The organism is Paenibacillus solisilvae, assembly GCF_042656405.1.
GTDB classification, from domain to species: Bacteria; Bacillota; Bacilli; order Paenibacillales; family Paenibacillaceae; genus Paenibacillus_Z; species Paenibacillus_Z solisilvae.
Map to the genome: position 1 here is coordinate 1 of NZ_JBHSOW010000045.1, position 24,773 is coordinate 24,773.

General features: G+C 48.4%; 27 protein-coding genes. 25 read left to right on the plus strand and 2 right to left on the minus strand.

Features of this window, described 5'->3' with window-relative positions:
* Positions 1-620: 620 nt before the first annotated feature.
* The 13 genes from ACFPYJ_RS13290 to ACFPYJ_RS13350 all read left to right on the plus strand — a co-directional run bounded on the left by ACFPYJ_RS13290 (position 621) and on the right by ACFPYJ_RS13350 (position 12,244).
* Positions 621-2,036, plus strand: coding sequence for an SPOR domain-containing protein (locus ACFPYJ_RS13290; RefSeq protein WP_379188633.1), 1,416 nt, complete (start codon positions 621-623; stop codon positions 2,034-2,036).
* A 62-nt stretch (positions 2,037-2,098) separates the two neighbouring features.
* Positions 2,099-2,341, plus strand: a complete 243-nt coding sequence (locus tag ACFPYJ_RS13295; RefSeq protein WP_379188634.1) for a DUF4321 domain-containing protein — start codon at positions 2,099-2,101, stop codon at positions 2,339-2,341.
* Positions 2,342-2,390: 49 nt separating this feature from the next.
* Positions 2,391-3,005: a Maf family protein gene (locus ACFPYJ_RS13300; RefSeq protein ID WP_379188703.1), complete on the plus strand. Its 615-nt coding sequence runs from the start codon at positions 2,391-2,393 to the stop codon at positions 3,003-3,005.
* A 60-nt stretch (positions 3,006-3,065) separates the two neighbouring features.
* Entirely contained in the window at positions 3,066-3,755 is a 690-nt protein-coding gene (gene radC, locus ACFPYJ_RS13305) for a RadC family protein (protein ID WP_379188635.1), read from the plus strand.
* Positions 3,756-3,799: 44 nt separating this feature from the next.
* On the plus strand, positions 3,800-4,834 hold the full coding sequence (locus tag ACFPYJ_RS13310) for a rod shape-determining protein (protein ID WP_379188636.1): 1,035 nt from the start codon (positions 3,800-3,802) through the stop codon (positions 4,832-4,834).
* Positions 4,835-4,892: 58 nt separating this feature from the next.
* Positions 4,893-5,771, plus strand: a complete 879-nt coding sequence (mreC, locus tag ACFPYJ_RS13315; protein ID WP_379188637.1) for a rod shape-determining protein MreC — start codon at positions 4,893-4,895, stop codon at positions 5,769-5,771.
* On the plus strand, positions 5,768-6,292 hold the full coding sequence (gene mreD, locus ACFPYJ_RS13320; protein ID WP_379188638.1) for a rod shape-determining protein MreD: 525 nt from the start codon (positions 5,768-5,770) through the stop codon (positions 6,290-6,292). Before mreC ends, mreD begins: the two co-directional genes overlap by 4 nt.
* Before the next feature lie 65 nt (positions 6,293-6,357).
* Positions 6,358-7,017, plus strand: a complete 660-nt coding sequence (locus tag ACFPYJ_RS13325) for a septum site-determining protein MinC (protein ID WP_379188639.1) — start codon at positions 6,358-6,360, stop codon at positions 7,015-7,017.
* A 77-nt stretch (positions 7,018-7,094) separates the two neighbouring features.
* Positions 7,095-7,886, plus strand: coding sequence for a septum site-determining protein MinD (gene minD, locus ACFPYJ_RS13330; protein ID WP_379188640.1), 792 nt, complete (start codon positions 7,095-7,097; stop codon positions 7,884-7,886).
* Between the two features lie 7 nt (positions 7,887-7,893).
* Positions 7,894-9,042, plus strand: coding sequence for an FtsW/RodA/SpoVE family cell cycle protein (locus ACFPYJ_RS13335; protein ID WP_379188641.1), 1,149 nt, complete (start codon positions 7,894-7,896; stop codon positions 9,040-9,042).
* A 128-nt stretch (positions 9,043-9,170) separates the two neighbouring features.
* Positions 9,171-10,091, plus strand: a complete 921-nt coding sequence (locus ACFPYJ_RS13340; protein ID WP_379188642.1) for a peptidoglycan DD-metalloendopeptidase family protein — start codon at positions 9,171-9,173, stop codon at positions 10,089-10,091.
* On the plus strand, positions 10,084-10,968 hold the full coding sequence (locus ACFPYJ_RS13345) for a site-2 protease family protein (protein WP_379188643.1): 885 nt from the start codon (positions 10,084-10,086) through the stop codon (positions 10,966-10,968). The genes ACFPYJ_RS13340 and ACFPYJ_RS13345 overlap by 8 nt, the downstream gene beginning before the upstream one ends.
* A 40-nt stretch (positions 10,969-11,008) precedes the next feature.
* Positions 11,009-12,244: an Rne/Rng family ribonuclease gene (locus ACFPYJ_RS13350; protein WP_379188644.1), complete on the plus strand. Its 1,236-nt coding sequence runs from the start codon at positions 11,009-11,011 to the stop codon at positions 12,242-12,244.
* A 40-nt stretch (positions 12,245-12,284) separates the two neighbouring features.
* Here ACFPYJ_RS13350 and ACFPYJ_RS13355 read toward each other — a convergent pair whose 3' ends face one another.
* Positions 12,285-13,655: an arsenic transporter gene (locus ACFPYJ_RS13355; protein ID WP_379188645.1), complete on the minus strand. Its 1,371-nt coding sequence runs from the start codon at positions 13,653-13,655 to the stop codon at positions 12,285-12,287.
* Between the two features lie 30 nt (positions 13,656-13,685).
* Positions 13,686-13,847 carry a hypothetical protein gene (locus ACFPYJ_RS13360; RefSeq protein WP_379188646.1) on the minus strand — a complete coding sequence of 54 codons (162 nt, stop codon included), beginning with the start codon at positions 13,845-13,847 and terminating at the stop codon, positions 13,686-13,688.
* A 301-nt stretch (positions 13,848-14,148) separates the two neighbouring features.
* Between ACFPYJ_RS13360 and rplU the strand changes: the two genes are divergently transcribed.
* From rplU to ACFPYJ_RS13420, 12 genes are all read left to right on the plus strand, one after another.
* Complete coding sequence (rplU, locus tag ACFPYJ_RS13365; RefSeq protein ID WP_379188647.1) at positions 14,149-14,460, plus strand: 50S ribosomal protein L21; 312 nt, start codon at positions 14,149-14,151, stop codon at positions 14,458-14,460.
* 11 nt (positions 14,461-14,471) lie between these two features.
* A complete protein-coding gene (locus tag ACFPYJ_RS13370) occupies positions 14,472-14,810 on the plus strand; it encodes a ribosomal-processing cysteine protease Prp (protein WP_379188648.1) in 339 nt (112 codons plus the stop codon).
* A 17-nt stretch (positions 14,811-14,827) separates the two neighbouring features.
* Positions 14,828-15,139 (plus strand): 50S ribosomal protein L27, encoded by a 312-nt coding sequence (gene rpmA, locus ACFPYJ_RS13375; protein WP_379188649.1) that lies wholly within the window; start codon positions 14,828-14,830, stop codon positions 15,137-15,139.
* A gap of 139 nt (positions 15,140-15,278) precedes the next feature.
* Complete coding sequence (locus tag ACFPYJ_RS13380) at positions 15,279-16,016, plus strand: Spo0B domain-containing protein (RefSeq protein ID WP_379188650.1); 738 nt, start codon at positions 15,279-15,281, stop codon at positions 16,014-16,016.
* Between the two features lie 16 nt (positions 16,017-16,032).
* Complete coding sequence (gene obgE, locus ACFPYJ_RS13385; RefSeq protein ID WP_379188651.1) at positions 16,033-17,364, plus strand: GTPase ObgE; 1,332 nt, start codon at positions 16,033-16,035, stop codon at positions 17,362-17,364.
* Positions 17,365-17,524: 160 nt separating this feature from the next.
* Positions 17,525-17,962, plus strand: a complete 438-nt coding sequence (locus tag ACFPYJ_RS13390) for an ACT domain-containing protein (protein WP_379188652.1) — start codon at positions 17,525-17,527, stop codon at positions 17,960-17,962.
* Between the two features lie 26 nt (positions 17,963-17,988).
* Entirely contained in the window at positions 17,989-19,275 is a 1,287-nt protein-coding gene (locus ACFPYJ_RS13395; protein WP_379188704.1) for a homoserine dehydrogenase, read from the plus strand.
* 34 nt (positions 19,276-19,309) lie between these two features.
* On the plus strand, positions 19,310-20,377 hold the full coding sequence (gene thrC, locus ACFPYJ_RS13400; protein WP_379188653.1) for a threonine synthase: 1,068 nt from the start codon (positions 19,310-19,312) through the stop codon (positions 20,375-20,377).
* Positions 20,377-21,360, plus strand: coding sequence for a homoserine kinase (gene thrB / locus ACFPYJ_RS13405; protein ID WP_379188654.1), 984 nt, complete (start codon positions 20,377-20,379; stop codon positions 21,358-21,360). The genes thrC and thrB overlap by 1 nt, the downstream gene beginning before the upstream one ends.
* Complete coding sequence (pheA, locus tag ACFPYJ_RS13410; RefSeq protein ID WP_379188655.1) at positions 21,357-22,229, plus strand: prephenate dehydratase; 873 nt, start codon at positions 21,357-21,359, stop codon at positions 22,227-22,229. The genes thrB and pheA overlap by 4 nt, the downstream gene beginning before the upstream one ends.
* A 27-nt stretch (positions 22,230-22,256) precedes the next feature.
* On the plus strand, positions 22,257-23,138 hold the full coding sequence (gene ilvE / locus ACFPYJ_RS13415; RefSeq protein WP_379188656.1) for a branched-chain-amino-acid transaminase: 882 nt from the start codon (positions 22,257-22,259) through the stop codon (positions 23,136-23,138).
* A 191-nt stretch (positions 23,139-23,329) separates the two neighbouring features.
* Positions 23,330-24,773 (plus strand): LysM peptidoglycan-binding domain-containing protein (locus ACFPYJ_RS13420; RefSeq protein ID WP_379188657.1); only part of this gene is annotated, 1,444 nt, incomplete at its 3' end.

Consider the following 24,773-nt stretch of genomic DNA (forward strand, 5'->3'; position numbering starts at 1 on the left):
GACGTATATGTGCACCAGAGATGCGTATTAATTCCCTTCGATTAAAGCTCGTTATCGTCCCTGACGGGACACACTCTAATGCATTGCCCGTCTCCGTCCTAGGCGAGAGAGAATTCGTTGCCATTCCAATGCGGCAACGTATTTCTTCGTTTTGTTCCATTCATGTTTCCGAATTGAGCAGACTCCGCGGGAGTTCCTTTATTGTCACGAAGTGACAATAGCAATGTAAAGTCTTGTCACAACGTGACAATCGAGCCCGCCTGCATAGTTTATGAGAACCGTCTCTTAAGCTCAATCGTTATACCTTTCCGGGTGTCCAGAGGGCCGGGGCCCTCGGGGTCCCTCCTCTGGAGGGATTTAGAGAGGCGATTGAAGATTTAGGGAGGGGATTGAAGATTTAGAGAGGCGATTGAAGATTTAAGGTGGTTTTGAAGATATAAGCTCGGGGTTGAATCCTCACAAGCGGGATCGAAAAACTTCATAAGGAGATGAAAACGGGTGTCTCGAGGGCGGAGCCCTTTGAGTCCTTCCTGCAGAGGGATTTCGGGAGGCTTCAGGGCATAAATCTCTTAGATTGTTCATAGACTTGTACTAGAGAACGTGGACAAGGAGAGAATGATATGAACCCAAAAGCGCGCATTACGTATCGTTTCGACAAACAAAACGGCACACGTGTAGAGCAGAAGACAGAAGAGACTGAGCGTAAAGCGAAATCCAATGTCGTCTCTTTTTTTCAAGAGGAAATGAAATTCACCTCCGAAATCGGTTCTTGGAACAGCCCTTTTCAGAATGATGCACATGCTTTAGAGCAGCTTATTCGGGATACCGACCATCAACCGCAAAGCAGCCCACCCGTCAATAAAGAGAATGCAACAAAGTCTTACGGTCCAATTAAGGCAATCTCCCATAAGTCTGTTCAGTATGATGAGGATTACGCAGAAGATATGATTTTGCTTGGAGACGAGAAGGTGAATCGTAAGCTGCAGACTGATATAGAACCTCAGCACCCTCAGAAGGAACAATTTCAAAGGCAATCCTACCCCATCATCGATCTCGACGAAGTCGAGGAATACGAGATGGATCTTCAAGAAAGAAAAATAAAGTCGCTGAGCTCCTTCAAAACTGCTGCCAATTACAGGTCCACCCGCGGACCTTCCTGGTTTAAAGTATTTGCTTCGGTAACTGCGGCTATTGTTACTGGTGCGTTATTTGGTTATTTTGTACTGGCTTTATTCACGAACAATCCTGCAGCGGATAATACAGCCGGCACTCAGCCCTCAGAAACGACGCTTGGAGAGGCAGCTGCCAATACGGGTAAAAACAGCGATGCGGCTAAATCAAATTCAACTACAGACGGCCAAGGAAAATCAGCAGCCGGAACGGCCAATAATCCGGCTTCAGCTGCTGATTCCACGCCAAAGGTGAAAGTTCAAATTCCGGCAGCCTCTTATTTCATGCTGCAGTACGGCGTTTTTAGCAATAAAGAAGGTTTGGATGCAGCCGTGAACGAGTTAAAGGATAAAGGATTGTCGGCAGCTCCACTTACAACGCCGGATGATTTCCGGGTCTATGTCGGGGTGTCAACCGATCAGAGTCAGGCCCAGCTTCTCAGCCAGACGCTTTCGGATATGGATGTGTATGTGAAACAGATTGATGTGCCGGCGTTGAATCAGATCGGATTTAAGGGGGATGCCGCAGTCGTCGAAACCTTTTTCAAGCAGTCCAATGAGCTCATCAGGCAGTGGGACGCCATGACACAGGAAGGGTTAAGTGGAAACAGCGCTGCTGAAGCGGGTAATTGGACTGAGAAGCATCAGGAGTGGACGAAAACAGCAGCTCTTGTAGAAACGGGTATTGTAAACAAGTCTGACAAAGCGGCTCTTTTGAAATTTGAACAAAATATGAATACGGCCGCGATGACGGCCTCCGAATACGCGAAGAAACAAGCGGATGCTTACTTATGGTCGCTGCAGACCGCCCTCATGGAAGCTATCTTTACCCAGAAAGCATGGTTTGTGTCTATGGATGCATTGTAAAGCCCAACTATGGCGGGTATAATGGACTGTGTGTGTCATATTATGGCGAGGGACGTTGGAAGATGAAGAAAAACTTTTGGATGCTGCTTCTTTTCATCGTAATCGGTTTGCTGACAGGCGCTTTGGTGTCGCGTTGGCTTGCTCCCGTCTCGGGACTTTCGTTTCTTACCAAAACGTCTGAAGTCACGTGGAAGCCATCAGCGGATTTGCTGGTGTTCAGCTATAATATTACTTTGAGGATTGATTTGAGCTTACTTAGCATGATTGGTGTTATCCTAGCGATTTGGATCTACCGCAAAATGTAAAAAGATGCATGTGTGCTTAAGGAGTGCTACGATGAACGCACCACTTCATATGGATTCGTCAGACGTCTGCCAGCTTGTGCTGGCTTCATCTTCTCCACGCCGGCGGGAATTGGTCGCTTCGCTTGACCTTTCCTTGCCGGTTCTCATTTTGTCGACTGATACCGATGAGCAGACGCCCGAGCATTGGGCTCCGCAGCAGATTGTTGAGCAGCTTGGTCTTCGAAAGGCACTTGCAGCCGTACGGATGCTGGCAGATGCCGGGGATCGCTCACATTCGCTCGTCATCGGCGCAGACACTATCGTTGTTTTGGATGGCGAGGTCATGGGTAAACCCGCAGATCAAGCTGAAGCGGTAAGCATGCTCAGCAAGCTGCAGGGGCGTCAGCACGACGTGTATACAGGCATTGCCTGTGTAGATACGTTGAGTGAACGGCAGTACATAGCACATCGTATGACTCGTGTGCAGATGAAACCGCTGAGCTTAGCTCGTATTGAGCGCTATGTTGCTTCCGGAGAGCCGATGGATAAAGCGGGAAGCTACGCGATTCAAGGTCTTGGCGCCACTATCGTTGATCGAATCGATGGCTGCTATTTTAACGTTGTCGGACTTCCGCTATCTCTTTTATCGGACATGCTGGCTTCTTATGGGGTAGAGGTCTTTTAAGGAAAGCGTTATTTAACCGGACAAATCAAACAACACATTCTTCAGAAGGCAGGGAAGGGCATGGAAGCGCAATCGTATGTGCTGAAGGATGTCCCCAATGAAGACCGACCAAGAGAGCGCCTGATGATGATTGGGGCAGAAGCATTAAGTCATGCGGAACTGTTGGCCATCCTGCTTAGGACCGGTACCAAACGTGAGTCCGCTGTACTGCTGGCAACAAAGATTTTGAACCAAAGCGGTGGCCTGAGAGGCCTTGTCGATATGAGTATAGAAGAAATGACGGCGATCCGCGGCATCGGTCCGGCCAAGGCTGTTCAGCTCCGCGCCGGAATTGAGCTCGGACGCCGTCTATCCAGAAGCCAGCAGGGTGAACTGCCGACAATTAGGAAACCAGCCGATGCAGCAAATCTTTTAATGGAGCAGCTTCGTTATTTAAAGAAAGAGCACTTCATCTGCTTATTTTTGAACACAAAGAATCAAGTTATATTACAAGAAACCTTGTCAGTGGGAACACTGAATGCATCTCTTGTACACCCGCGTGAAGTTTTTCGGGCTGCAATGAAATGCAGCAGCGCTTCCCTTATCTGCGTTCATAATCATCCGAGCGGTGATCCTACACCAAGCCCGGAGGATATCGCATTAACAAGACGACTTTATGAAGCTGGCGAGCTGGTCGGCATCGACGTGCTCGACCATTTGGTAATAGGTGACAATCGCTTCATAAGTTTGAAGGAGCAAGGGTGCATGTAATATAATAAGATAGATTTTCTTTAGAATAGAAAGGAAGATTAGAGATGTTTGGTGGTTTTACGAAAGATTTGGGAATTGACCTTGGGACAGCTAATACGCTTGTATACGTAAAAGGAAAAGGCATCGTAGTAAGGGAACCCTCTGTGGTTGCGATACGAACGGATACGAAAACAATTGAAGCCGTAGGCGAACATGCCAAGAAAATGATCGGACGGACCCCTGGCAACATTCGCGCTATACGTCCAATGAAAGACGGCGTTATTGCTGATTTTGAAACGACAGCAACGATGATCAAATATTTCATTCGTCAAGCACAGAAACAGCGTTCATTATTTCCGCGTCACCCGAATGTAATGGTATGCGTTCCTTCCGGAATTACTGCGGTGGAGCAGCGTGCGGTTAAAGAGGCGACAGAGCAGGCGGGAGCTCGCGAGGCGTTTACGATCGAAGAGCCGTTTGCAGCTGCAATCGGAGCCGATCTGCCCGTGTGGGAGCCGACAGGCAGCATGGTTGTCGATATCGGCGGCGGTACAACAGAGGTCGCGGTTATTTCGCTTGGCGGTATTGTTACAAGCCGTTCCATTCGAGTTGCAGGCGATGAAATGGATGAAGACATTATCCAATACATCAAACGCATGTATAACCTGATGATTGGTGAGCGTACGGCTGAGCAATTGAAAATGGAAATTGGATCTGCACTCACAATCGAAAAAGCTGAAACAATCGAAATCCGTGGCCGTGATCTTGTAACAGGCCTGCCTAAGACACTTCCGATCTCTTCTGAGGAAATTTGCGAAGCTCTTGCCGATACGGTTAATTCGATTGTGGATGCTGTAAAAGTTACGCTCGAGAAATGTCCGCCGGAACTTTCCGCTGATATTATGGATCGTGGAATTGTGCTTACTGGGGGAGGAGCGCTTCTTCGTAATTTGGACAAGCTGCTGTCCCGCGAGACGGGTATGCCTGTTATCGTTGCCGAGAATCCGCTGGATTGCGTGGCGATCGGTACTGGACGCGCGCTTGATAACATTGATTTATTCAAAACTCGGGGAGGTCCAGTCACTCGTTCCAAACGATAAGCGTCCGCTCTGCATGGGAATGGAACTAGGATGATTGGAATGGGCTGGTGAATAAAACATGTTTAACTGGATGCGTAATAGACGCATGTTTGTCCTAATGATCGTGTTTATTGTTTTTGTCGCTGTCATGGGATTCTCCATCGGTGATCGCAAGAAGCTGTCTTGGCCGGAGAACTTCGTGCTAGATTCATCCGCATTCATGCAGGAGTGGTTTTACAGGCCCGCTGGCTATATAGCGGGCTTGTTTAAAGATGTAGCGAATCTGCATGATGTCTATAAGGAGAATGAACAGCTTCGTATCGCTGCTGCTGCATATGCGCGCGACAGCATTAAGTTCAATGAAATTGAGAAGAAGAATGAAGAATTACAGGAAGCGCTGAACTTCACCGAGCGGCAGAGGTCGTTAAATGATTACAAATATCTGATTGCTCAGGTTGTCGCCGTCAGCACGAATCCATATGATGAGACGATACGTATTAATCTAGGCTCCAAAAATGGCATCCGATTGAACATGGCAGTTATCGCAACGCAAGGAAAAGGCGGGTTAGTCGGCATTGTTACGCGCGTCGACCCTTTCTATTCATCCGTTATGCCTCTCACCGAGCTGAACGAGAACTCTACGAAGGCTATTGCAGCTACTGTGCTTGGCCGCGAGAAGGAATCATTCGGGATTATCGAGAGTTATCATAAAGAAACCAGCAAGCTGACGATGACGAAAATTGCGGAGACGGACAAGCTGACCAAAGGCGATACAATCATTACCTCAGGAAAAGGGAATGTTTTTCCGCAGGGGATCGTTATCGGGACCGTTGATTCCAGCCAGGTCGGGGATTTTGGTTTGACGTACACAGCTACGATTACACCGGCAGCAGATTTTAACCATCTTACTGAAGTATTCGTCGTTCAAGATCCGGAAGCGGAGGAGACCGGCAAATGAGTATGCAGCGTATCGTGCTTGTTATGCTGCTCTTCTTCATATCGGAAGGCACAATTTTCTATTGGCTGCTGCCAGATAGTTTAGTTGGACGAGTAGTCCCCATGTTTACACTCGCATTTGTCTTATTCTCAGGTCTCTATCGGGGCCGTCATACGGCACTCATTCTTGGGATGGCTTTTGGCTTGCTGCAGGATTTGTCTTTCTATGGACTTATTATCGGTGTTCATTCCTTTTCAATGGGGCTTGTCGGCTATTTGACCGGACTTCTGATGGAGCGAAAAAGAAGCACACTTCTTATGGCTGTGACGATGATCGGCTTATCGACGCTCGTTTTTCAAACATTGAACCATTTTATATACAGTGTGTTTCGTTTAACCGACCAAACCTATGAGTGGGCGCTGTCCCAGCATATACTGCCGAGTCTGTTTCTGCAGCTTATCTTTGCGATCATCATCTATGTGCCTGCGAGGCGCTGGTTTGAGGGAAGCGTCAAGAAGAAGAGCGAGAAAGAAGAAGAATAGCCAGGCAGGCAGGAATTGGCATGCAAGAACAAGAATCGTATAGAGAGAGAGAAGGAGGGACGAGCGTGACCGATAAGCAGCACATTACAATAAAAGGCGTCAAAGAAGGTTTGGTTTTTCTTCTCGACGACGATTGTGAATTTTCCGCCTTGCTAGATGAGCTTCAGTACAAATTGGAAAAGTCGCATCAACAGCTGCTGACCGGTCCGATCGTTCATGTGCATGTGAAGCTCGGTTCCCGTCACTTAGAAGAAGAGGATAAGGAACGTATACGAGCCGCGATTCGACAGCAGGGAAACCTGCTCGTTCAATCGGTTGAGAGTAACGTACCGGAGGAAATCAAGCCGGATGACGGAAGAAATTTAAAAATATTAACGGGCATTATACGTTCTGGACAAACCATTGAACATGACGGGAATTTGCTGCTTATGGGCGATCTGAATCCAGGCGGAAGATTAATATGCACCGGAGATATATATGTAATGGGTGCATTGCGCGGGTTGGCACATGCAGGTACCAATGGTCTTGAGAATGCAATCATCGCTGCATCGCTGCTGCGTCCAACGCAGCTCCGTATCGGAGAGGTGATCAGCCGTCCGCCGGATGAATGGATGACTGGCGATGCGGCTATGGAATTTGCTTATTTAAACGAAGGCGTTATGAAAATCGATAAAATGACTCAATTGCATCGCATGCGCAAAGAGCCGGTCGTTTTCAAAGCTTAGTTGCAGGTGTACAATGTACTTATCTGTCATTCGGGCTCCTGTTAAGAGGAGTAAGGCTGCAGCGGGGAGTGTTAGTCATGGGAGAAGCAATAGTAGTAACATCGGGTAAAGGCGGAGTCGGCAAAACAACGACTTCGGCTAATGTCGGAACGGCGCTGGCCTTGCTGGGGAAAAAAGTTTGCATGATCGATACCGATATCGGCTTGCGTAATCTGGATGTTGTCATGGGTCTTGAGAATCGTATTATTTATGATTTGATCGATGTCGCAGAAGGGCGCTGCCGGTTGAATCAAGCGCTTGTGAAGGATAAACGATTCGAAGAATTGTATATGCTTCCAGCTGCCCAAACTAAGGACAAGCATGATGTGACGCCGGAACAAGTCCGGGATATGGTGCTTGAGCTGAAGAAAGAGTTTGATTACGTCATTATTGATTGTCCGGCGGGAATTGAGCAGGGCTTTCGCAATGCGGTAGCAGGAGCAGACAGAGCGATCGTTGTTACGACGCCAGAGAATGCTGCCGTACGTGACGCAGACCGTGTCATTGGTCTGCTGGAACAAACTCAGGTTCCAGCCAGGCTCGTCATTAACCGGATTCGGGCGAACATGGTCCGCAGCGGAGAAATGCTGGACGTCGATGAGATTTGCCAGGTTCTGGCGGTTGATTTATTAGGTATTGTACCTGACGATGAGAAGGTCATTAAATCAGCAAATGCAGGAGAACCGACAGTAATGGACCCTTCATCACGTGCTGCAATTGCTTACCGCAATATTGCGCGCCGGATGCTTGGTGATATGGTACCGCTTATGCCGCTTGAAGAGAAATCGAGCGCATTCAAACGATTCCGTAAGTTCCTTGGAATAGGATGATTCAACATTGTTTACTAAACTCAAAAAAATAGACATCAGTATGATTCTCATCCTTCTGGCCTTCATGGTGGTCAGCACACTGCTCGTCCACAGCGCCACTTACGGTAATCCGGACTACGCCAATTACGACTTGAAAACCGTTATTTTCTTTGGACTCGGTTTTTTTGTAGCTATCATGGTCACAATCATTGATTACCGGGTGTTTCTGAAATCGTGGCTTTTTCTATATTTACTCGGTAATGTGCTCTTGGTCGTTGTTTTCTTGACCGCTCCATCCATTAATGGAGCAAGAGCATGGTTCCAGCTGCCGGGCGGATTGCAATTTCAACCAGCGGAAATGGTAAAAATCATTTTGATTATTACCACGGCCTATCTGATGGGAAGAAGACAAGGGGACACACTTCGGGTACGTAAAGATTTGCTAGTCATCGCCGGTCTTGCCTTCGTGCCGTTTGCATTGGTCATGATTCAGCCGGATCTCGGGAATGCAATTATCTATCTGGTCATTCTCCTTGGGATGCTCTGGATTGGCAACGTCAAGTATTCACATGTCCTGCTCGGACTGACGATTATTGTAGGCGGTTTGCTGCTATTCATCTTCCTCTTTAATACGTATAATAAGCAAATCCATGATTACCTCTACGAGAAGGAAAAAGTGCACTGGTATGAGCGTATTAATGGTTTCATTAATCCCGAAACAGCTTCGGAAAAAGAGATCTATCAAGCAAGTAAAGCGAAGATTGCCATCGGCTCAGGCGGTTTGATGGGGGATGGCTACATGAAGGGCGAATCCAAGAATCGTAAATTCATTCCTTATCCCTATTCAGACTCGATATTCGTCGTTATTGGGGAGGAATTCGGATTCCAGGGTGCTGCCGTCGTGCTCATGCTTTATTTCTTGCTTATTTATAGGATGATTATCATCGCCTTTCAGTGCTATGATTTAAGAGGCTCCTTCATCATCATAGGAATCGTGTCGATGTATGTATTCCAGGTATTCCAGAATATCGGGATGATGATCGGACTTATGCCAATTACGGGAATCACACTGCCATTTATCAGCTATGGCGGTACCTCGCTTCTTCTGAACATGCTTTGTATAGGATTGGTCTTCAGTGTCAAAGCCCACCAGGAAAAATACGAGATGGCCGAGTAGTCGTTTAGCGAAATCCGCTAAGCGGCTTTTTGCTATGTCCGCATTTGTAAGGATAGATCCGAAACAACATAAACAAGCTCTCTCCCTCATATAGATAAGTGAACAAGCCTTATGTGGAGGGATGAGCAATGGACACGAAGAAAAGTATCCGTCAACGCCGGCAGGAGCGGATCCGCCTTATCATGAACGAGAAGCAGCAAGGAACGGGGACGCAGGCCCGTCTTGATAAGACGCCGGATGATTTCATGCCTCCCATTATTGCAAGGGATATGAAGCCGGAATTGGAGCAGGATCCGGAGAGATTATGGAAATCGCAGCCTAATCCCTGGGAGAGTGCGGGCTGGAGAGTGCCTCCCATTCCGAGTAAAAATAATTTTCAAACAAAAGACGGTGGGGGCGGTCAATCTGGTCCTGATTTAAAATTTATTGGCAGAGGGCTGTTTATCCAGTCAGCGATATCTGCGGCCTTATTCATTATTTTGTTTGCGATGTTCCGATTGGATAATCCGGCGGCCAAACAAGGGCAGCAGCTCGTTACGGCTGCACTTACTGAAAACATGGATTTTGAATCTGCCGCCGAGTGGTACAAGCAGGTTTTCTCGGGTGCGCCTTCGTTCATACCGAGCTTTGGCAAAGATGACAACAATGCAGCAAAGCTCGCTGAAGGGGAAGTTGAGCTTCCGATCATAGCTCCGCTTGCAGCAGGATCTGTCGTACGGACATTCGCAGAAACGTTAAGCGGGGTTGAGATTGCAGGACATTCCGAAGAAGCCGTATTAGCTGCTGAAACCGGACGTGTTCTGCTCGTGACGGATGATGAGAATACAGGGAAGACCGTTGTTATTCAGCATGCAGATAATCGTGTGACGGTATATGGACGGCTGGGGCTCGTTCAAGCGGCGGTCAATGATTGGGTAGAGGCCGGCCAGTCGATCGGCAAGCTGTCCGCGGCTGGGACGGATGCGCCCGATGGGCAAAGCTTGTTATTCTTCGCCGTGAAGGAGAAAGGAAAATACGTCAATCCTGCTGATGTGGTTCCGATTGATTAGAGCGGCGGGTATTAAATGGTCGATCCACCCTTTATTCGTTCTCGTTATGATGGCTTCTATAGTGACCGGCTATTTCGTAGAGCTGATCACTTTATTTGCCATTGTTTTGGTCCATGAGCTCGGGCATGTCGTAGTGGCGCGCGGCTTTGGCTGGACCGTTCGAGAAGTGAAACTGCTTCCATTCGGCGGTGTAGCCGAGGTCGAGGAAGCGGGCAGCCTTCCCTCGCGGGAAGAGGCCATCGTCGCTATTGCAGGGCCGCTGCAAAATCTATGGATGGGCATCCTTGCTTGGTCCTTCGGCCAGATGGGCGTTTGGAATGGAGATTGGTCAGACTATGTATGGAGAGCCAACCTGATGATCGGTTTATTCAATCTGCTCCCGATTCTTCCGCTTGATGGAGGCAAGCTGATGCAGGCTGCCCTCAGTCAAACACTTGCTTTTCATCAAACCTTAGTATGGGGTATAAGAGTCAGTCTTGCATTCAGCCTTATTATGATCGGTTATTCGATTCTTCCCCTGTTTCACTTAGACAGCTCCGGAATTCAATTAAACTTATTGGCGGTTGGCTTGTTTTTATTTTTTACGAATTGGATGTCAAACCGGCACATCCCGTTTCTGTTTCTCCGATTTCTGACCAATAGGGGATCCTCTTCCTCCCGTTCCATCACGAAAGGGGTATGGGCGCTTCCGATCATCGTTACTAGAAGGCATACGGTTTCTGCAGCACTTCGTTTATTCAAGCGGGACAGCTATCATCTTGTGATTGTAATGGAAGAGCAGGGCCGTATCCTTGCCGTACTTCCGGAACAAAAGCTTGTAAACGGATTTTTAGCCGATGGAAAGTCAGATCGTGCAGTTTTGGATCTTTTCATGTAAAATATAGAGTAATAGATAGACTGGGAAGGAGGTCGAAACGATGAAACGAATGATTGTTCACGGGCAAAAAGAGATGCTGCAAATCGGGGTAATCGACGGTAACCGGCTGATCGAGTTTTATATGGAGAAGTCAGATAACGTTGGACAGCTCGTTGGCAGTGTTTTTAAGGGCCGAATAGTCAATGTGCTTCCGGGTATGCAGGCAGCATTCGTAGATATCGGACTTCCTAAAAATGCTTTTCTATATATCGATGATGTCCTGCATCCGCATCTTGAACGCCAGCCTGCGGTTAAGCCTTCGGTTGATCAGCTTCTGAAGGCGGGTCAGGAAATCGTTGTCCAAGTGATGAAAGAGCCTTTGGGAGGCAAAGGGGCTCGGGTAACCACGCATTATTCTCTCCCTGGACGCTTTCTGGTTTATATGCCGCATGCAGACTATGTTGGCGTTTCCAAGAAAGTGAATGGTGAGCAGGCACGTGCCAGAATGCGCGCAACAGGTGAATCCATTCGCCAGAAAGGCGAAGGTGTCATCATGCGGACAGCCGCCGAGGGAGAGAGCAGTGAATCGCTGAAAGCGGACGTTCAGTTTCTCCGTGAACTCTGGCAAGGAATCGAGAAGCGGGCGATTCATGCCGAGGCTCCTTCCGAGCTTCACCGCGAGGCGGATTTGGTGCATCGGTTGGTCCGGGATTTGCTTACCTCCGAGATGGATGAGATCTGGATTGATGATCAGGCAAGCTACTTGAAGACGGAAGCTGTTATGCAGCAGATGGCTCCATCCATGGTTACACGTATGCGGCTGTTTGAGAAGCACAGCCAGGTGCCGCTATTTCAAAAATACCGGATCAATGAGCAGCTGCAGGAAGGCTTTGAACGTCGGATCAGGCTGAGCAGCGGCGGTGATCTCGTTTGGGATCAGACCGAAGCGCTGACGGTCATTGATGTAAATACGGGCAAATTTGTCGGTACAAGCGATTTAGAGGATACGGTATTTCGCACGAATATGGAAGCCGTCGATCAAATTGCCCGATTAATAAGGCTGCGCGATGTGGGCGGCATTATTATTATTGATTTTATCGACATGGAGCTCGAAGAACATCGGGATCAGATCCTGCAGCGCCTAGAGCTGCTTGTACGCCAGGACCGGACGAAATGTCAGGTCGTTGGGTGGACAAGACTAGGTTTGCTTGAGCTGACCCGCAAGAAGGTTCGTGAGCACGCCATGCAGCAGATGCTTGAAACTTGCTCCATTTGTAAAGGGCGAGGAAAGGTATAACAGCAACTGGCTGCGGTTATTTTGAATCGATTATGCTCATTTAGAACAGCCAGCTTACCCAGTAATAGAGGATGACTAGCGTAAATAATACAGTCGGCGGTATAACAAGAATAGTAACCCTCGTATAATCCTTCCAGTGAATCTTCATTTTATTTTTTCTTAGAATATGCATCCATATCAAAGAGGCCAGCGTTCCGATGGGCAGCAGCAAGGAACCGATGTCGCTGCCGATAACATTTGCAAGATAGGCGATTTTCAAGGTAAGCGGATCCAGGTTCATCTCTGTTAAGGTTAGGGTTCCAATCATAAGAGCAGGATGATTATTAAATAAAGTCGACATCAGACTTTGCACAGCTCCCATGATTAGACTCGCATTGAGCAGGCTGCCGCTTACAATAGGCTCAAAGTAAGTAACGAGCCAGTTTGTGAATCCAATATTATGAATGCCGAAGATAATGACGTACATTCCAAAAGCAAACACAAGGATATGCCAAGGTGTTTTTTTGACCATATCAGCTGGTGATATGTTTAGGTAATACCATCTCCAACCGAGAAGTATCGAGGAGCCTAGCACGGAGACCAGTTCAATGGGAATCGCAAAATACGAAGCAATAAATAAACTGATGCGTACGCAGAATACAAATAAAAGCACCTTGTGCATGAATCTTGTTCTTTGTTTAGCGGTCATGCCGGTAAGCATATTAACAGGCGAATCCTTCAAGGGATGATGCGAAGAGTCGAAGCTGGCCGCCCACAGCCTGCTATTTATGGAAGGCAGCTTCTTTGGCAGCGTGCGGTAGCTGAGAAGAAACAAGAGACAAACCATGAACAGCAGTCCAAGTGCCGCAGGAACGAACATCATTAAGGTATGCATGTAGAGGCTCATATGAACGATTTTCAGCGCGATCAGATTAACGATATTGCTGACACCGATCGGTGCGCTGGAAGCCGTTGCGACAAGAGCACCAGACAGTAAATAGGGGATTTTTTGATGATTTTTCAAGCCGAGGTTTTGCAAAAGAATGAGTAGAATCGGTGTCGTGATCAGAATACTCCCATCATTATTGAAGAATAGCGTCATTAGAAAACAGATCAAATTGACATACCAGAACAAACGGATACCCGAGCCTTTTGCCCTAGAAGCTAGTCCTTCGGCAGCCCAAATAAAAAATCCAAAGCTCTCCAGAACGACCGCCATTACAATCGTTGCCATAATCGTAATCGCTGCCCCGCTGACAGTAGCGCTGATCTGTGCAAAATCGGATAAGGTAACTGTACCGCTGACCAGCACAAGCAGGGCTCCAATTGAGGATGGAATCGCTTCGTTAATATTTCTTGGTCTCCATAAAATCAGAATAATGGTCATGATGAAGGAAAATATGGTGATCGTAACTGCCGCAGAACCATACATCGTTATAAGTCACTCCTACCCGATCTGGATTTATAACTGAATACGTGAGTAAGACGGCAAGTCTGTCTCCGAATGGATCCCTGGAGTATCCTGCTGTTCATTGGCAAAGGAATTGGAATGCTCGCTTATGGGTGGCTGGAGGAAATAAAATAACAGTGAACCTGCTACAGCGATAATAATGAGTACAATCATCTTCAAATCGCCTCCCTCGGCAACTGTATCCATCTACTATTTGTCTTGGATAGATGTTCATACTTATCATATGAGAGATTGCTAGGAAGGGTATGGTCTGTAACCCCGACACCACTAAATCTTTTTCGAAATCTTTTGATTGCTATTACTTAGCCCATGTGCTAAAATACTATGGTGCATGAGAAGGTGTAATAACCTTTCATCCATTTACCGCACAGAACAGGTTCACAAGCGCGCATGACGGTTCTGTCTGCGACACCTGAATCAGGCGAGTCTTCGACAATAAGGAGGTGCAACACACATGTTTGCGATTATTGAAACTGGCGGAAAACAGTATAAAGTTCAAGAGGGCGATGTACTTTACATCGAGAAATTGAACGCTTTCGAAGGTGAAGACTTCACGTTTGACCGGGTATTGGCTGTAACTAAAGGCGACGAGCTTGTAACAGGAACACCGGTTGTTTCCGGCGCTACTGTAACAGCTAAAGTCGAGAAACACGGCAGAGGACAAAAAATCATCGTTTATAAATATAAAGCGAAGAAAAACTACCGCCGTAAGCAAGGTCATCGTCAGCCGTACTCGAAAGTAACGATTGGCAAAATCCAAGCTTAAGAGGTTAAATTATGATTACGGTCACCATTGTGCGGCAATCCGCCGACGATAAGCGGATCGTATCGTTCGCAATTGAGGGACATGCCAAGTTCGCGAATCCCGGCAAAGATATTATCTGCGCCGGTGTATCAGCCGTATCGGTTGGAACCGTGAACGCCATTGAAGAATTGGCAGGCCTCGAGCTTCCAGCTTCCATGAAGCATGGGTGGCTCCAATCAGAAATTCCGCTGCAGGAGGATTCCTCAGTCAATGAGCGTATTCAGCTGCTTCTGGAATCGATGATTGTGATGCTGAGCACAATTGCAGCCTCATACGGTAAGTATGTTGTTATTCGTCAACATTATCTATAAAGAAGGAGGGAACAACCATGTTGAAACTGAATCTTCAGCTATTCGCTTCGAAAAAAGGTGTAGGCTCCACGAAAAATGGACGCGACAGCCAATCGAAACGTCTAGGCGCAAAACGTGCTGACGGTCAAGCGGTAACGGGAGGAAGCATTCTCGTTCGTCAACGCGGAACGAAAGTTCACCCGGGCAACAACGTTGGTATCGGTAAAGACGACACTTTATTCGCGAAAGTGGATGGAGTCGTGAAGTTCGAACGTTGGGGACGCGATCGGAAGAAAGTTAGCGTCTACCCGATTGTTGCTGCTCCTGTAGCGGCAGCTTCGGAAATGTAATAACGGCTTTAGCCCCGGCCCTGCTTGCAGGCCGGGGTTTTTCTTTTTTTATAAACAAGCCCAAAGCCGTGATGAACTTTCATCCTTCTCATGCTATACTGTTTAAGGTTAGGAAAGAAGAGGAAAGTAGGATCGGCTGATGAATCGCTTACGATTAACCAAGCTCTATGCAGCGGCTTCTGCCTTGCTGCCAGCTGCGGCAGTCCTCATTTGGCAATCGGAGCTATGGCTGCTTGCGGTTTTTGTTGCATGGATTGTTATAGCGGCATTGATATGGGTTTGGTGCGAACGAAAAGAATATGAATGGCGGATGGCTAGATCCATTCATGCGCTTCAGAGTGCATCGATCAGAACTTTGAATCATCATCGTCATGACTGGATGAATGACCTGCAAGTATTGTATGGCTATATTCGTATGAACAAAGCGGATAAGACCGTTCAGTATGTGGAACAGATAAGAGATAGAATGATGACAGAAAGTAAGATAGCAAAGCTCGGCATTCCTTCTCTCGTAACGTTTATGCAATCGTTCCGAACGCTTACGCATACGCTGCAGTTTGAGGTAGGTATCGAAGGCGAGCTTAATTTGTCTGAATTGCCTTTTGACGGCGACCAGGCAGCGGAGACGATCGTGGAATTCATAAATGCTTATCGCTTCTCAGCCAAGCCGAGTATGGGTGAAGCGGCCAAGCTGACGGTTGATCTGGCACAGGAAGAGAAGGCTCTTTCCGTATCGTTCCGTTACGAGGGCAGCTTGAATGACATGAGTGAATGGAAGCAGAAATGCAAGCGTGCGCTGGAAGGCTCACCATTGAAGCCGGTTGATCCGAATATCAGCCCGGAGAGAACGGTGCTTCAAGCACAGCTTGGGAATTAAACGGAGGCTAGAAATCATGTTTGTCGATAAAGCGAAGATATTTGTAAAAGGCGGGGACGGCGGGAACGGAATTGTTTCCTACCGCCGTGAGAAGTACGTACCAAACGGAGGACCTGCTGGAGGAGATGGCGGGAGAGGCGGAGACGTGATTTTCCGAGTGGATGAAGGTCTTCGGACATTGATGGATTTCCGCTACCAGAAGCATTTTAAAGGTGAAAAAGGCGAGCGGGGCAAAGTGAAATCCATGCACGGAGCAAATGCAGAGGATACCATTATCCGTATTCCGCCAGGCACCGTAATTATTGATGATGATACCCAAGAAGTCATTGCGGATATGACGCAGCATGGAGCGGAAATCGTAGTCGGCAAAGGCGGCCGGGGCGGACGAGGCAACTGCCGTTTTGCAACCCAGAGCAATCCGGCTCCTGATTTCTGTGAGAATGGAGAAGAAGGCCAGGAACGCTGGATTATTCTCGAGCTGAAAGTCATGGCCGATGTAGGGCTTGTTGGGTTTCCAAGCGTAGGGAAGTCCACGCTGCTGTCCATCGTGTCGGCAGCTACGCCGAAGATTGGCGCTTATCATTTCACAACGATATCGCCTAATCTGGGCGTAGTGGATGTAGGCGACGGACGCAGCTTCGTTATGGCTGATTTGCCTGGTCTCATTGAGGGTGCAAGCGAAGGAGTCGGTCTTGGACATGATTTCCTGCGCCATGTTGAACGGACCCGGATTATCCTGCACGTACTGGACATGTCGGGATCGGAAGGCCGTGATCCTTACGATGATTGGGTGAAGATTAACGCGGAGCTGGAACAATATAATCCGCTGCTTGCCACGCGCCCGCAAATTATTGTAGCCAACAAGATGGATATGCCGGATGCTGAAGAGAACCTTGAGTTATTCCGTGAACAGCTTACGGCGGAGTCTGATGATGAAGGCCAAATTCAATACGATATCGTTCCGATGTCATCCTTGACGAAACAAGGCGTACAGGAGCTGCTGTACAAAGCCGCTGATTTGCTTGCTACAGTACCTGAGATGCCGCTCATCGAAGAGGTTAAGGACGTTGCGGAGCGCAAAGTTTACACGCTTGATAAAGAAGAAGACAATTCCTTTGTTGTTTACAGAGAGAATGAAGGCTTCGTTCTGGAGAGTGCCGCAATTACGAAATTCATGAAACGAATCAATTTAAACACGTATGATGCGATCAATAAATTTGGCCGTACGCTGCGTTATATGGGCGTCGATGCTGAATTGCGTAAAATTGGTGCGAAAGACGGCGATACGGTTCGAATCGGTGATTTTGAGTTCGAATTCTTCGAGGGCAGTGAGTATTCCAGTCAATAATCAGCCAATAAGGAAGAGAACCGCTGCGGGCAGCTTTTGCATATAGATATGCAGATGCTGCCAATGGCGTTTTTTTTGTTTTTGCCTATTGCCGCAGCGTACATATTTTGATAAAATGTCCACTATACACGTACAGATGTCTTTTTTAGGAGGACGGTAGGTGACGGAGCGATATTTTATCGTCCGAGAGGACATGTTGCCTGAAGCAATTGTAAAGACGATTCAGGTAAAGGAGATGCTTCGCCGCGGTGAGGCTGTTACCGTTCATGAAGCTACGGAGCGGGTAGGGCTTAGCCGCAGCGCTTTTTATAAATACAAAGATGGCGTCTATACTCAGAATCAATTGGCCCGCGAACAAATTGTCACTATTTCCATGGATTTGGACCATCGCTCCGGCGTGCTGTCCAAGGTGCTTGGACTCGTTGCGAATTCAGAGGGAAATGTGCTGACGATTCATCAATCTATACCGCTGCAGGGACTCGCCAATGTGGTTATATCCGTTGAAACATCGTTAATGAGCCGGGACTTATCTGAGCTCGTTGATGCGATCAAGCGCCATGATGGCGTTCGGAAGGTATCCGTTATTGGACAAGGATAGAAACAGACGATGGAGGAAAAATGATGGTGAAACCGGTAAAGGTTGGACTTCTTGGTCTTGGAACAGTCGGAACAGGTGTGGTTCGGATTGTGGAAGGGCATCAAACGGATTTGGAAAGTCAGGTCGGTGCACCGATTATTATTGAGCAGGTACTCGTTCAAAATAAAAGCAAATCACGCTCGATCAGCATCGATTCAAACAAGCTGACGGAAGATCCGTGGGAAATTATCCATAACCCTGATATCGACGTTATAGTTGAAGTAATGGGCGGGATCGAAGAAACAAAAGGTTATATTCTCGAAGCGCTTTCCCGTGGAAAGCATGTCGTTACAGCCAACAAGGATTTGATGGCGATGCATGGGCCGGAAATCCTGGCCAAAGCCCAAGAGCATCAATGCGATGTCCTCTATGAAGCAAGCGTTGCAGGTGGAATTCCAATTATTCGTACCTTAATCGAAGGTTTCTCTTCCGATCGGATTACCAAAATAATGGGGATCGTGAATGGAACAACGAACTATATACTTACCAAGATGAGCCAAGAAGGCGCTGCCTATGCAGATGTGCTTAAAGAAGCGCAGGAGCTCGGATATGCAGAATCTGATCCGACTTCCGACGTGGAAGGTCTTGATTCAGCCCGCAAAATGACAATTCTCGCAACACTTGGATTCCGAGCGAATGTTGCGCTTGAAGATGTCGACGTGAAGGGGATTTCGTCGGTTAGCCGTGAGGATATTTTGTACGCCAAGCGTCTTGGCTATGAAGTGAAGCTGCTCGGTATTGCTGAACGTCAAGATGATTTCATCAGCGTAAGCGTTCAGCCTACGATGGTGAAGATGAGCCACCCAATCGCATCGGTTAACGGGGTCTATAATGCGGTTTACGTATACGGGGAAGCAGTCGGCGAAACGATGTTCTACGGAGCCGGGGCTGGCGAGCTGCCGACGGCGACTTCCGTGGTTGCGGATTTGGTCGCTGTTGTGAAGAATTTGAAGCTCGGGGTAAACGGCAAACAAAATCTGCTCTCATACAAAATTAAGAAGCTCAAAACTGACGAGCAGATAGCCTCAAAATATTTTATGCTCCTGCATGTGGATGATCGTGCTGGCGTGCTGGCCCGCATTACGCAGGCTTTTGCAGAGTTCGAAGTCAGCTTGGAGTCTGTGCTGCAGCAGCCGAACGCAAGCGTCCCGGAAGCCGAAATCATTATTATTACCCATGATGCCAACAAAGCAGCGGTTCAGAAAGTGCTGCAGGCCTTTAACAGTATGGACGTCGTGAAGAGTGTGAAGAGTGTTTACCGCGTAGAAGGATAAATTTCATCTATAGTAAAAGGAGTCCTAACTAATCATGAGATATCTTGGCTTGCTAGAAACCTACAAAGAATACTTGCCTGTAACGGACCAAACACCGCTTCTTTCCCTGCATGAAGGCAATACACCGCTTGTTCGCGCAGAGAACCTTTCCAAAGAGCTTGATCTGGATCTGTATTTCAAATACGAAGGCCTCAACCCGACAGGCTCGTTCAAAGACCGCGGTATGGTTATGGCGGTTGCCAAAGCGATCGAAGAGGGCAGCGATACCATTATGTGCGCGTCAACCGGCAACACCTCAGCAGCAGCTGCTGCCTATGCAGCGCGTGCGGGCCTGAACTGCATCGTTCTTATTCCAAATAACAATATCGCACTTGGCAAGCTGGCTCAGGCGATCATATATGGTGCAAAAGTTATTGCGATCGAGGGCAACTTCGACCGTGCACTTGAAATTGTTCGTGAAATTACAGCGAAGCATCCGATTACTCTGGTTAACTCCGTGAATCCGTACCGGATCGAAGGCCAGAAAACAGCCGCTTTCGAGGTTTGTGATCAGCTTGGCAAAGCTCCGGATTACCTGGCTATTCCTGTTGGGAACGCAGGCAACATTTCGGCTTACTGGAAAGGGTTTAAAGAATTTTACGCACAAGGCAAGATTTCTTCTCTGCCTAAAATGGTCGGTTTTGAAGCAGAAGGCGCCATGGCGATTGTTAAAGGAGAACCTATCGCAGATCCCGAAACCATCGCAACTGCCATTCGCATCGGGAATCCGGCGAGCTGGAAAACTGCAGTAGCAGCAGCAGAGGAGTCTGAGGGTCAAATTAATTATGTAACGGATGAAGAAATTCTTCATGCTTACAAAACGATTGCTGCCCGTGAAGGTATCTTCGCGGAGCCGGCATCCGCAGCATCGATCGCAGGAGTGATGAAGCTGAAGCGTGAAGGTGTATTCCGCGGCGGTGAAACCGTAGTCTGCGTCTTGACTGGACATGGCTTGAAGGATCCTAACATCGCGATTAAGAGCGTTAATGCAGAGCCGCTTGTGGTTGAAGATACAGAAGCAGCTGTAATGGAGGCTATTCGCAAGCTTCAAGGTGAAGCCTAATGACTGATCGCCGGATTATCGTCAAGGTTCCGGCCAGTACGGCTAACCTTGGACCTGGCTTCGATACGCTCGGCATGGCGCTCTCCCTGTATGCGTGGATCGAAATGTCCGAATCTGCAAGTGGTGAGACCGTCATCGAGCTTCACGGAGATCATTTGAACGGAATTTCTACGGACAAGTCTAACCTGATATACAAGGTGGCTCAGATGGTATTCAAGGAGGCAGGGGTGACTCTGCCTGAGCTGAATATCTCGATGTACAGCGATATCCCGCTCACGCGCGGACTCGGCAGCAGTGCTTCCGCTATTGTCGGCGCACTTGTGGCAGCGAATGCTTTGGTGGGCGGCCTGCTCACCGATGATAAATTGTTTCAAATGGCTACGGAACTTGAGGGGCATCCTGATAATGTGGGCGCTTCCCTGTTCGGAGGGATTGTCGTATCCGCATGGGATGGCAGTCAAGCGGCTAAAGTTCGAATTGAGCCGCATGGCGATCTTGACGTGCTTGTTGCCATACCGGCATTCCAGCTGTCTACGGAGAAAGCACGTCATGCGCTGCCTTCCCAAATTACGATGAAGGATGCGGTGTTCAATCTGGGCAGCAGCTCGCTGCTCGTCGCTGCGCTGGCAAGCGGTCAGCTTGAGCTGATACCTTTTGCCATGCGGGACAAGCTTCATCAACCTTACCGGGCAGCGCTTATTCCCGGCATGTCGGAGATCCTTGATAAAGCGACGGACTATGGAGCGCTCGGAGCTGCCCTAAGCGGTGCTGGACCTACCCTGCTTACGCTGGTTGATTCGAAGAGCGCCCGCAAAGCGGAGCTTGAAGCTTTCTTAATCTCAACACTCGGCAAAGAAGGCATTGAAGCACAGACAATGTGGCTTAAACCATGCAGCTGCGGCACAGTTGTTCAAGTATTAAGCGGTCAGGAAGCAGAAACCAGCTCATTCATGGAACGGATCAAAGGAGAACTAGGGGTATGATAACTGCAGCATGTTTGACAAAAGGCTCGACATCCGATGAAGCTGCAAGATACTTGTTTCGAGGAATCGATGCCCAAATCGACTATCACCGGATTATCGCCGATGTTTTTTTAGCGACAGCTAATGGAAAGACGCAGTACAGCGTTATCCCGATCGAGAATACAATCGACGGCTCCGTCGGCTTACATACGGACTGGTTGGTTGACGAGGTTGACCTGCCAATTCAAGCGGAGTGGGTGTATCCCTCCATCCAGAACTTGATCGGACAGCGCGCCGAGCTGTCAGAAGATAATGGTGAGCTTGCCTATGACCGCATTGTTAAAGTGATGAGTCATCCCGTTGCGATGGCGCAGTGCCTGCAGTATCTGCGCAAGCATATTCCGCATGCGGAGCTTGAGCATGTAGGCAGTACCTCTGAAGCGGTGCGCATTGTACGCGACAATCCGCACAGGGGATGGGCAGCAATTGGCCAAATATCGGCGGCAGTCGATAATGATTTGGATGTTCTGGAGCGCGGTGTAACCGATCATGATAATAACTTCACGCGTTTCCTGCTCGTTGGCTCCGAGCCATTCATGAATGGTGAACCGTCACTGTATAAGACAAGTATTCTCATTACGCTGCCGGAGGATTATCCGGGCGCGCTTCATCAAGTGCTCTCTGCATTCGCATGGCGTAAGATCAACTTGTCCCGGATTGAATCACGGCCAACGAAGAAGAAGCTTGGCAATTACTATTTTCTGATTGACATCGAAATGTCAATGGATACCGTTCTCCTGCCTTCGGCAATCGCGGAGATTGAAGCCATAGGCTGTCTGGTTAGAGTTCTGGGCAGCTATCCGAGCTATAAGTACGAAACGAATGAATGAATTACTTTCGGAGGTGCTGACTAAGTTATGGCAGAGCAAGTGATTTATTTAAATGGTGAATACGTAAGCAAAGAAAATGCGAAGGTTTCAGTATTTGATCACGGATTTCTGTATGGAGACGGCATTTTTGAAGGCATTCGAATCTATAACGGCAACATTTTTAAATGCAAGGAGCATCTGGATCGTCTCTATGATTCCGCAAAATCAATCATGCTCGATATTCCGCTGACTTATCCTCAGATGGAGCAGGCGCTTATTGAAACGATCCGGAAGAATGGGCTTCGTGACGGTTACATTCGGCTTGTTGTCTCACGAGGTCCTGGTAATTTGGGACTTGATCCGAAGCGCTGCCCCAGCGCGTGGGTAATCATTATTGTCGAGCAGCTTGCCATCTACCCGGCTGAGGCTTATCGGGACGGACTCGTGTCCGTGTCGGTTGTACAGCGCCGCAATATCCCGGATGCCTTGAATCCGAAGATCAAATCACTTAACTATTTGAATAATATTCTTGTCAAAATCCAAGCGAATCTCGCTGGCGTAGGCGAAGCGATTATGCTTAATGCCCAGGGGTATGTTGCTGAAGGATCCAGTGATAATATCTTCATCATCAAAAAAGGGGTTGTCTATACACCTCCTTGCTATATCGGGGCGCTCGAAGGCATTACCCGCGGGGCAATCATTGCGTTATGCGAGAAGCTCGGCTACAAGCTGAAGGAAGAGCCATTCACACTTCATGATGTTTATATTGCAGACGAAGTGTTCTTCACGGGAACAGCTGCTGAGGTAATCGCCGTCCGCGAAGTTGATGGACGTACAATTGGTGAAGGCAAAGCAGGGCCAATTACGACGCATCTGCTTGAAGAATTCCGCAAAATCGTTGATCTGGATGGGGTTAAAGTATACGAATAACAAATCCGCTTGGAATAAAAGGTTTGAATGAAATGAAGCTCTTTTCAGGCCAGGTGGTCTGGAGGGCTTCATTTTTTTTCGATGAATAGGGTGACACTCGCCTACCTTCTGCATAGGATGTAGGGAATGATATCGGGCGTTTGCCGCGTCATGCTAGTTGACGTGAGAACGTGACAGGAGGCATATGGCGAGTGAAAATTCATATTGTGAAAAAAGGCGATTCGTTATTTTCGATTGCGCAGAAATATAACGTTTCGCTGGAAGAAGTACTGCAGCTTAATCCTTCCATCACGAACCCGGATGTAATCGATGTTGGCATGAAAGTAAAAATCCCAACGTCAAAACCGGGCGACATGGAGATTATGCATCAGCATGTCGTACAGCAGGGGGATTCGCTTTGGAAGCTATCCAAAGCTTGGGGCGTTCCGCTTAGTGACATGATCAAAGCCAACCCGCAGCTGAAAAATCCGAATGTGCTGCTGACTGGAGAAATTGTTAATATACCTAAGGCTAGCGCACCTAGCACAATGCCGGAGATGAATGAGCATGCTGCTCAACAAGCCGGGCAAGGTTCAGGGCATCACCCTCTGCACCCTATGTCGATGATGCATGGTGTCCAGGGTCTAGTCGGTAAGATTCCAACAGCACCATTCATCGGCAAGAAACCGACCGGGCAAAAACCAATTACCGCACCAATTGCAACAGCCGTTCCGACGCCGGTTCCGACTCCGCTGCCAGCTCCGGTTCCTGCTCCAATGCCGGTAGTGGAGAAGCCGATAGAAAAACCGATTGAGCACAAACAATATCCCGTTCATATTCAATATGAGCAGCACATTGATTTATTCCAGCAATACGGCGTACCGGCAACGGAAGTGATGTCGCTGTATGAAATGCCGAAAATGCCGGAAGCCGTATCCCCGGCGGCGCAAGCGCCACACTATGGATACGGGAATCCGATGACATCTCCGGCATCAGTTGGTGGTTATGGATATCCGCATGTGATGCCTACAGCTGTCAGCCCGGCCAATACATCTCCTGACTGGTGTCCGCCAGAAGCCGTTGCAGGTGCTTCGAATCTGCCATGGGGCGCACCTACTCCATTACATTACGGATCGTGGGATACTCAGATGGTGAGTCCTGCAGGTATGGATGATTGCGGACCGGATTGGGTATCGCCGGCATCGATGGGTCCACAAGGCTACGGCTATGGCTATGAGCAGCCGACAGCAGTATCGCCGGTATCAATGAGCCCACAAGGATATGGCTATGGCTATGAGCAGCCGACAGCAGTATCGCCGGCATCGATGGGCCCGCAAGGCTACGGCTATGGCTATGAGCAGCCGACAGCAGTATCGCCGGTATCGATGGGTCCGCAAGGCTACGGCTATGGCTATGAGCAGCCGACAGCAGTATCGCCGGCATCGATGGGCCCGCAAGGCTACGGCTATGGCTATGAGCAGCCGACAGCAGTATCGCCGGTATCGATGGGTCCGCAAGGCTACGGCTACGGCTATGAGCAGCCGACAGCGGTATCGCCGGCATCGATGGGCCCGCAAGGATATGGCTACGGCTATGAGCAGCCGACAGCGGTATCGCCGGCATCGATGGGCCCGCAAGGATATGGCTACGGCTATG

Excerpts from the sequence above, each read along its gene's own strand:
- ACFPYJ_RS13290 (WP_379188633.1), top strand. The coding sequence starts at position 621 with ATGAACCCAAAAGCGCGCATTACGTATCGTTTCGACAAACAAAACGGC.
- ACFPYJ_RS13295 (WP_379188634.1), top strand. The coding sequence starts at position 2,099 with ATGAAGAAAAACTTTTGGATGCTGCTTCTTTTCATCGTAATCGGTTTG.
- ACFPYJ_RS13300 (WP_379188703.1), top strand. The coding sequence starts at position 2,391 with ATGGATTCGTCAGACGTCTGCCAGCTTGTGCTGGCTTCATCTTCTCCA.
- radC (WP_379188635.1), top strand. The coding sequence starts at position 3,066 with ATGGAAGCGCAATCGTATGTGCTGAAGGATGTCCCCAATGAAGACCGA.
- ACFPYJ_RS13310 (WP_379188636.1), top strand. The coding sequence starts at position 3,800 with ATGTTTGGTGGTTTTACGAAAGATTTGGGAATTGACCTTGGGACAGCT.
- mreC (WP_379188637.1), top strand. The coding sequence starts at position 4,893 with ATGTTTAACTGGATGCGTAATAGACGCATGTTTGTCCTAATGATCGTG.
- mreD (WP_379188638.1), top strand. The coding sequence starts at position 5,768 with ATGAGTATGCAGCGTATCGTGCTTGTTATGCTGCTCTTCTTCATATCG.
- minD (WP_379188640.1), top strand. The coding sequence starts at position 7,095 with ATGGGAGAAGCAATAGTAGTAACATCGGGTAAAGGCGGAGTCGGCAAA.
- ACFPYJ_RS13340 (WP_379188642.1), top strand. The coding sequence starts at position 9,171 with ATGGACACGAAGAAAAGTATCCGTCAACGCCGGCAGGAGCGGATCCGC.
- ACFPYJ_RS13350 (WP_379188644.1), top strand. The coding sequence starts at position 11,009 with ATGAAACGAATGATTGTTCACGGGCAAAAAGAGATGCTGCAAATCGGG.
- ACFPYJ_RS13355 (WP_379188645.1), bottom strand. The coding sequence starts at position 13,655 with ATGTATGGTTCTGCGGCAGTTACGATCACCATATTTTCCTTCATCATG.
- ACFPYJ_RS13360 (WP_379188646.1), bottom strand. The coding sequence starts at position 13,847 with ATGATTGTACTCATTATTATCGCTGTAGCAGGTTCACTGTTATTTTAT.
- rplU (WP_379188647.1), top strand. The coding sequence starts at position 14,149 with ATGTTTGCGATTATTGAAACTGGCGGAAAACAGTATAAAGTTCAAGAG.
- ACFPYJ_RS13370 (WP_379188648.1), top strand. The coding sequence starts at position 14,472 with ATGATTACGGTCACCATTGTGCGGCAATCCGCCGACGATAAGCGGATC.
- rpmA (WP_379188649.1), top strand. The coding sequence starts at position 14,828 with ATGTTGAAACTGAATCTTCAGCTATTCGCTTCGAAAAAAGGTGTAGGC.
- ACFPYJ_RS13380 (WP_379188650.1), top strand. The coding sequence starts at position 15,279 with ATGAATCGCTTACGATTAACCAAGCTCTATGCAGCGGCTTCTGCCTTG.
- obgE (WP_379188651.1), top strand. The coding sequence starts at position 16,033 with ATGTTTGTCGATAAAGCGAAGATATTTGTAAAAGGCGGGGACGGCGGG.
- thrC (WP_379188653.1), top strand. The coding sequence starts at position 19,310 with ATGAGATATCTTGGCTTGCTAGAAACCTACAAAGAATACTTGCCTGTA.
- thrB (WP_379188654.1), top strand. The coding sequence starts at position 20,377 with ATGACTGATCGCCGGATTATCGTCAAGGTTCCGGCCAGTACGGCTAAC.
- pheA (WP_379188655.1), top strand. The coding sequence starts at position 21,357 with ATGATAACTGCAGCATGTTTGACAAAAGGCTCGACATCCGATGAAGCT.
- ilvE (WP_379188656.1), top strand. The coding sequence starts at position 22,257 with ATGGCAGAGCAAGTGATTTATTTAAATGGTGAATACGTAAGCAAAGAA.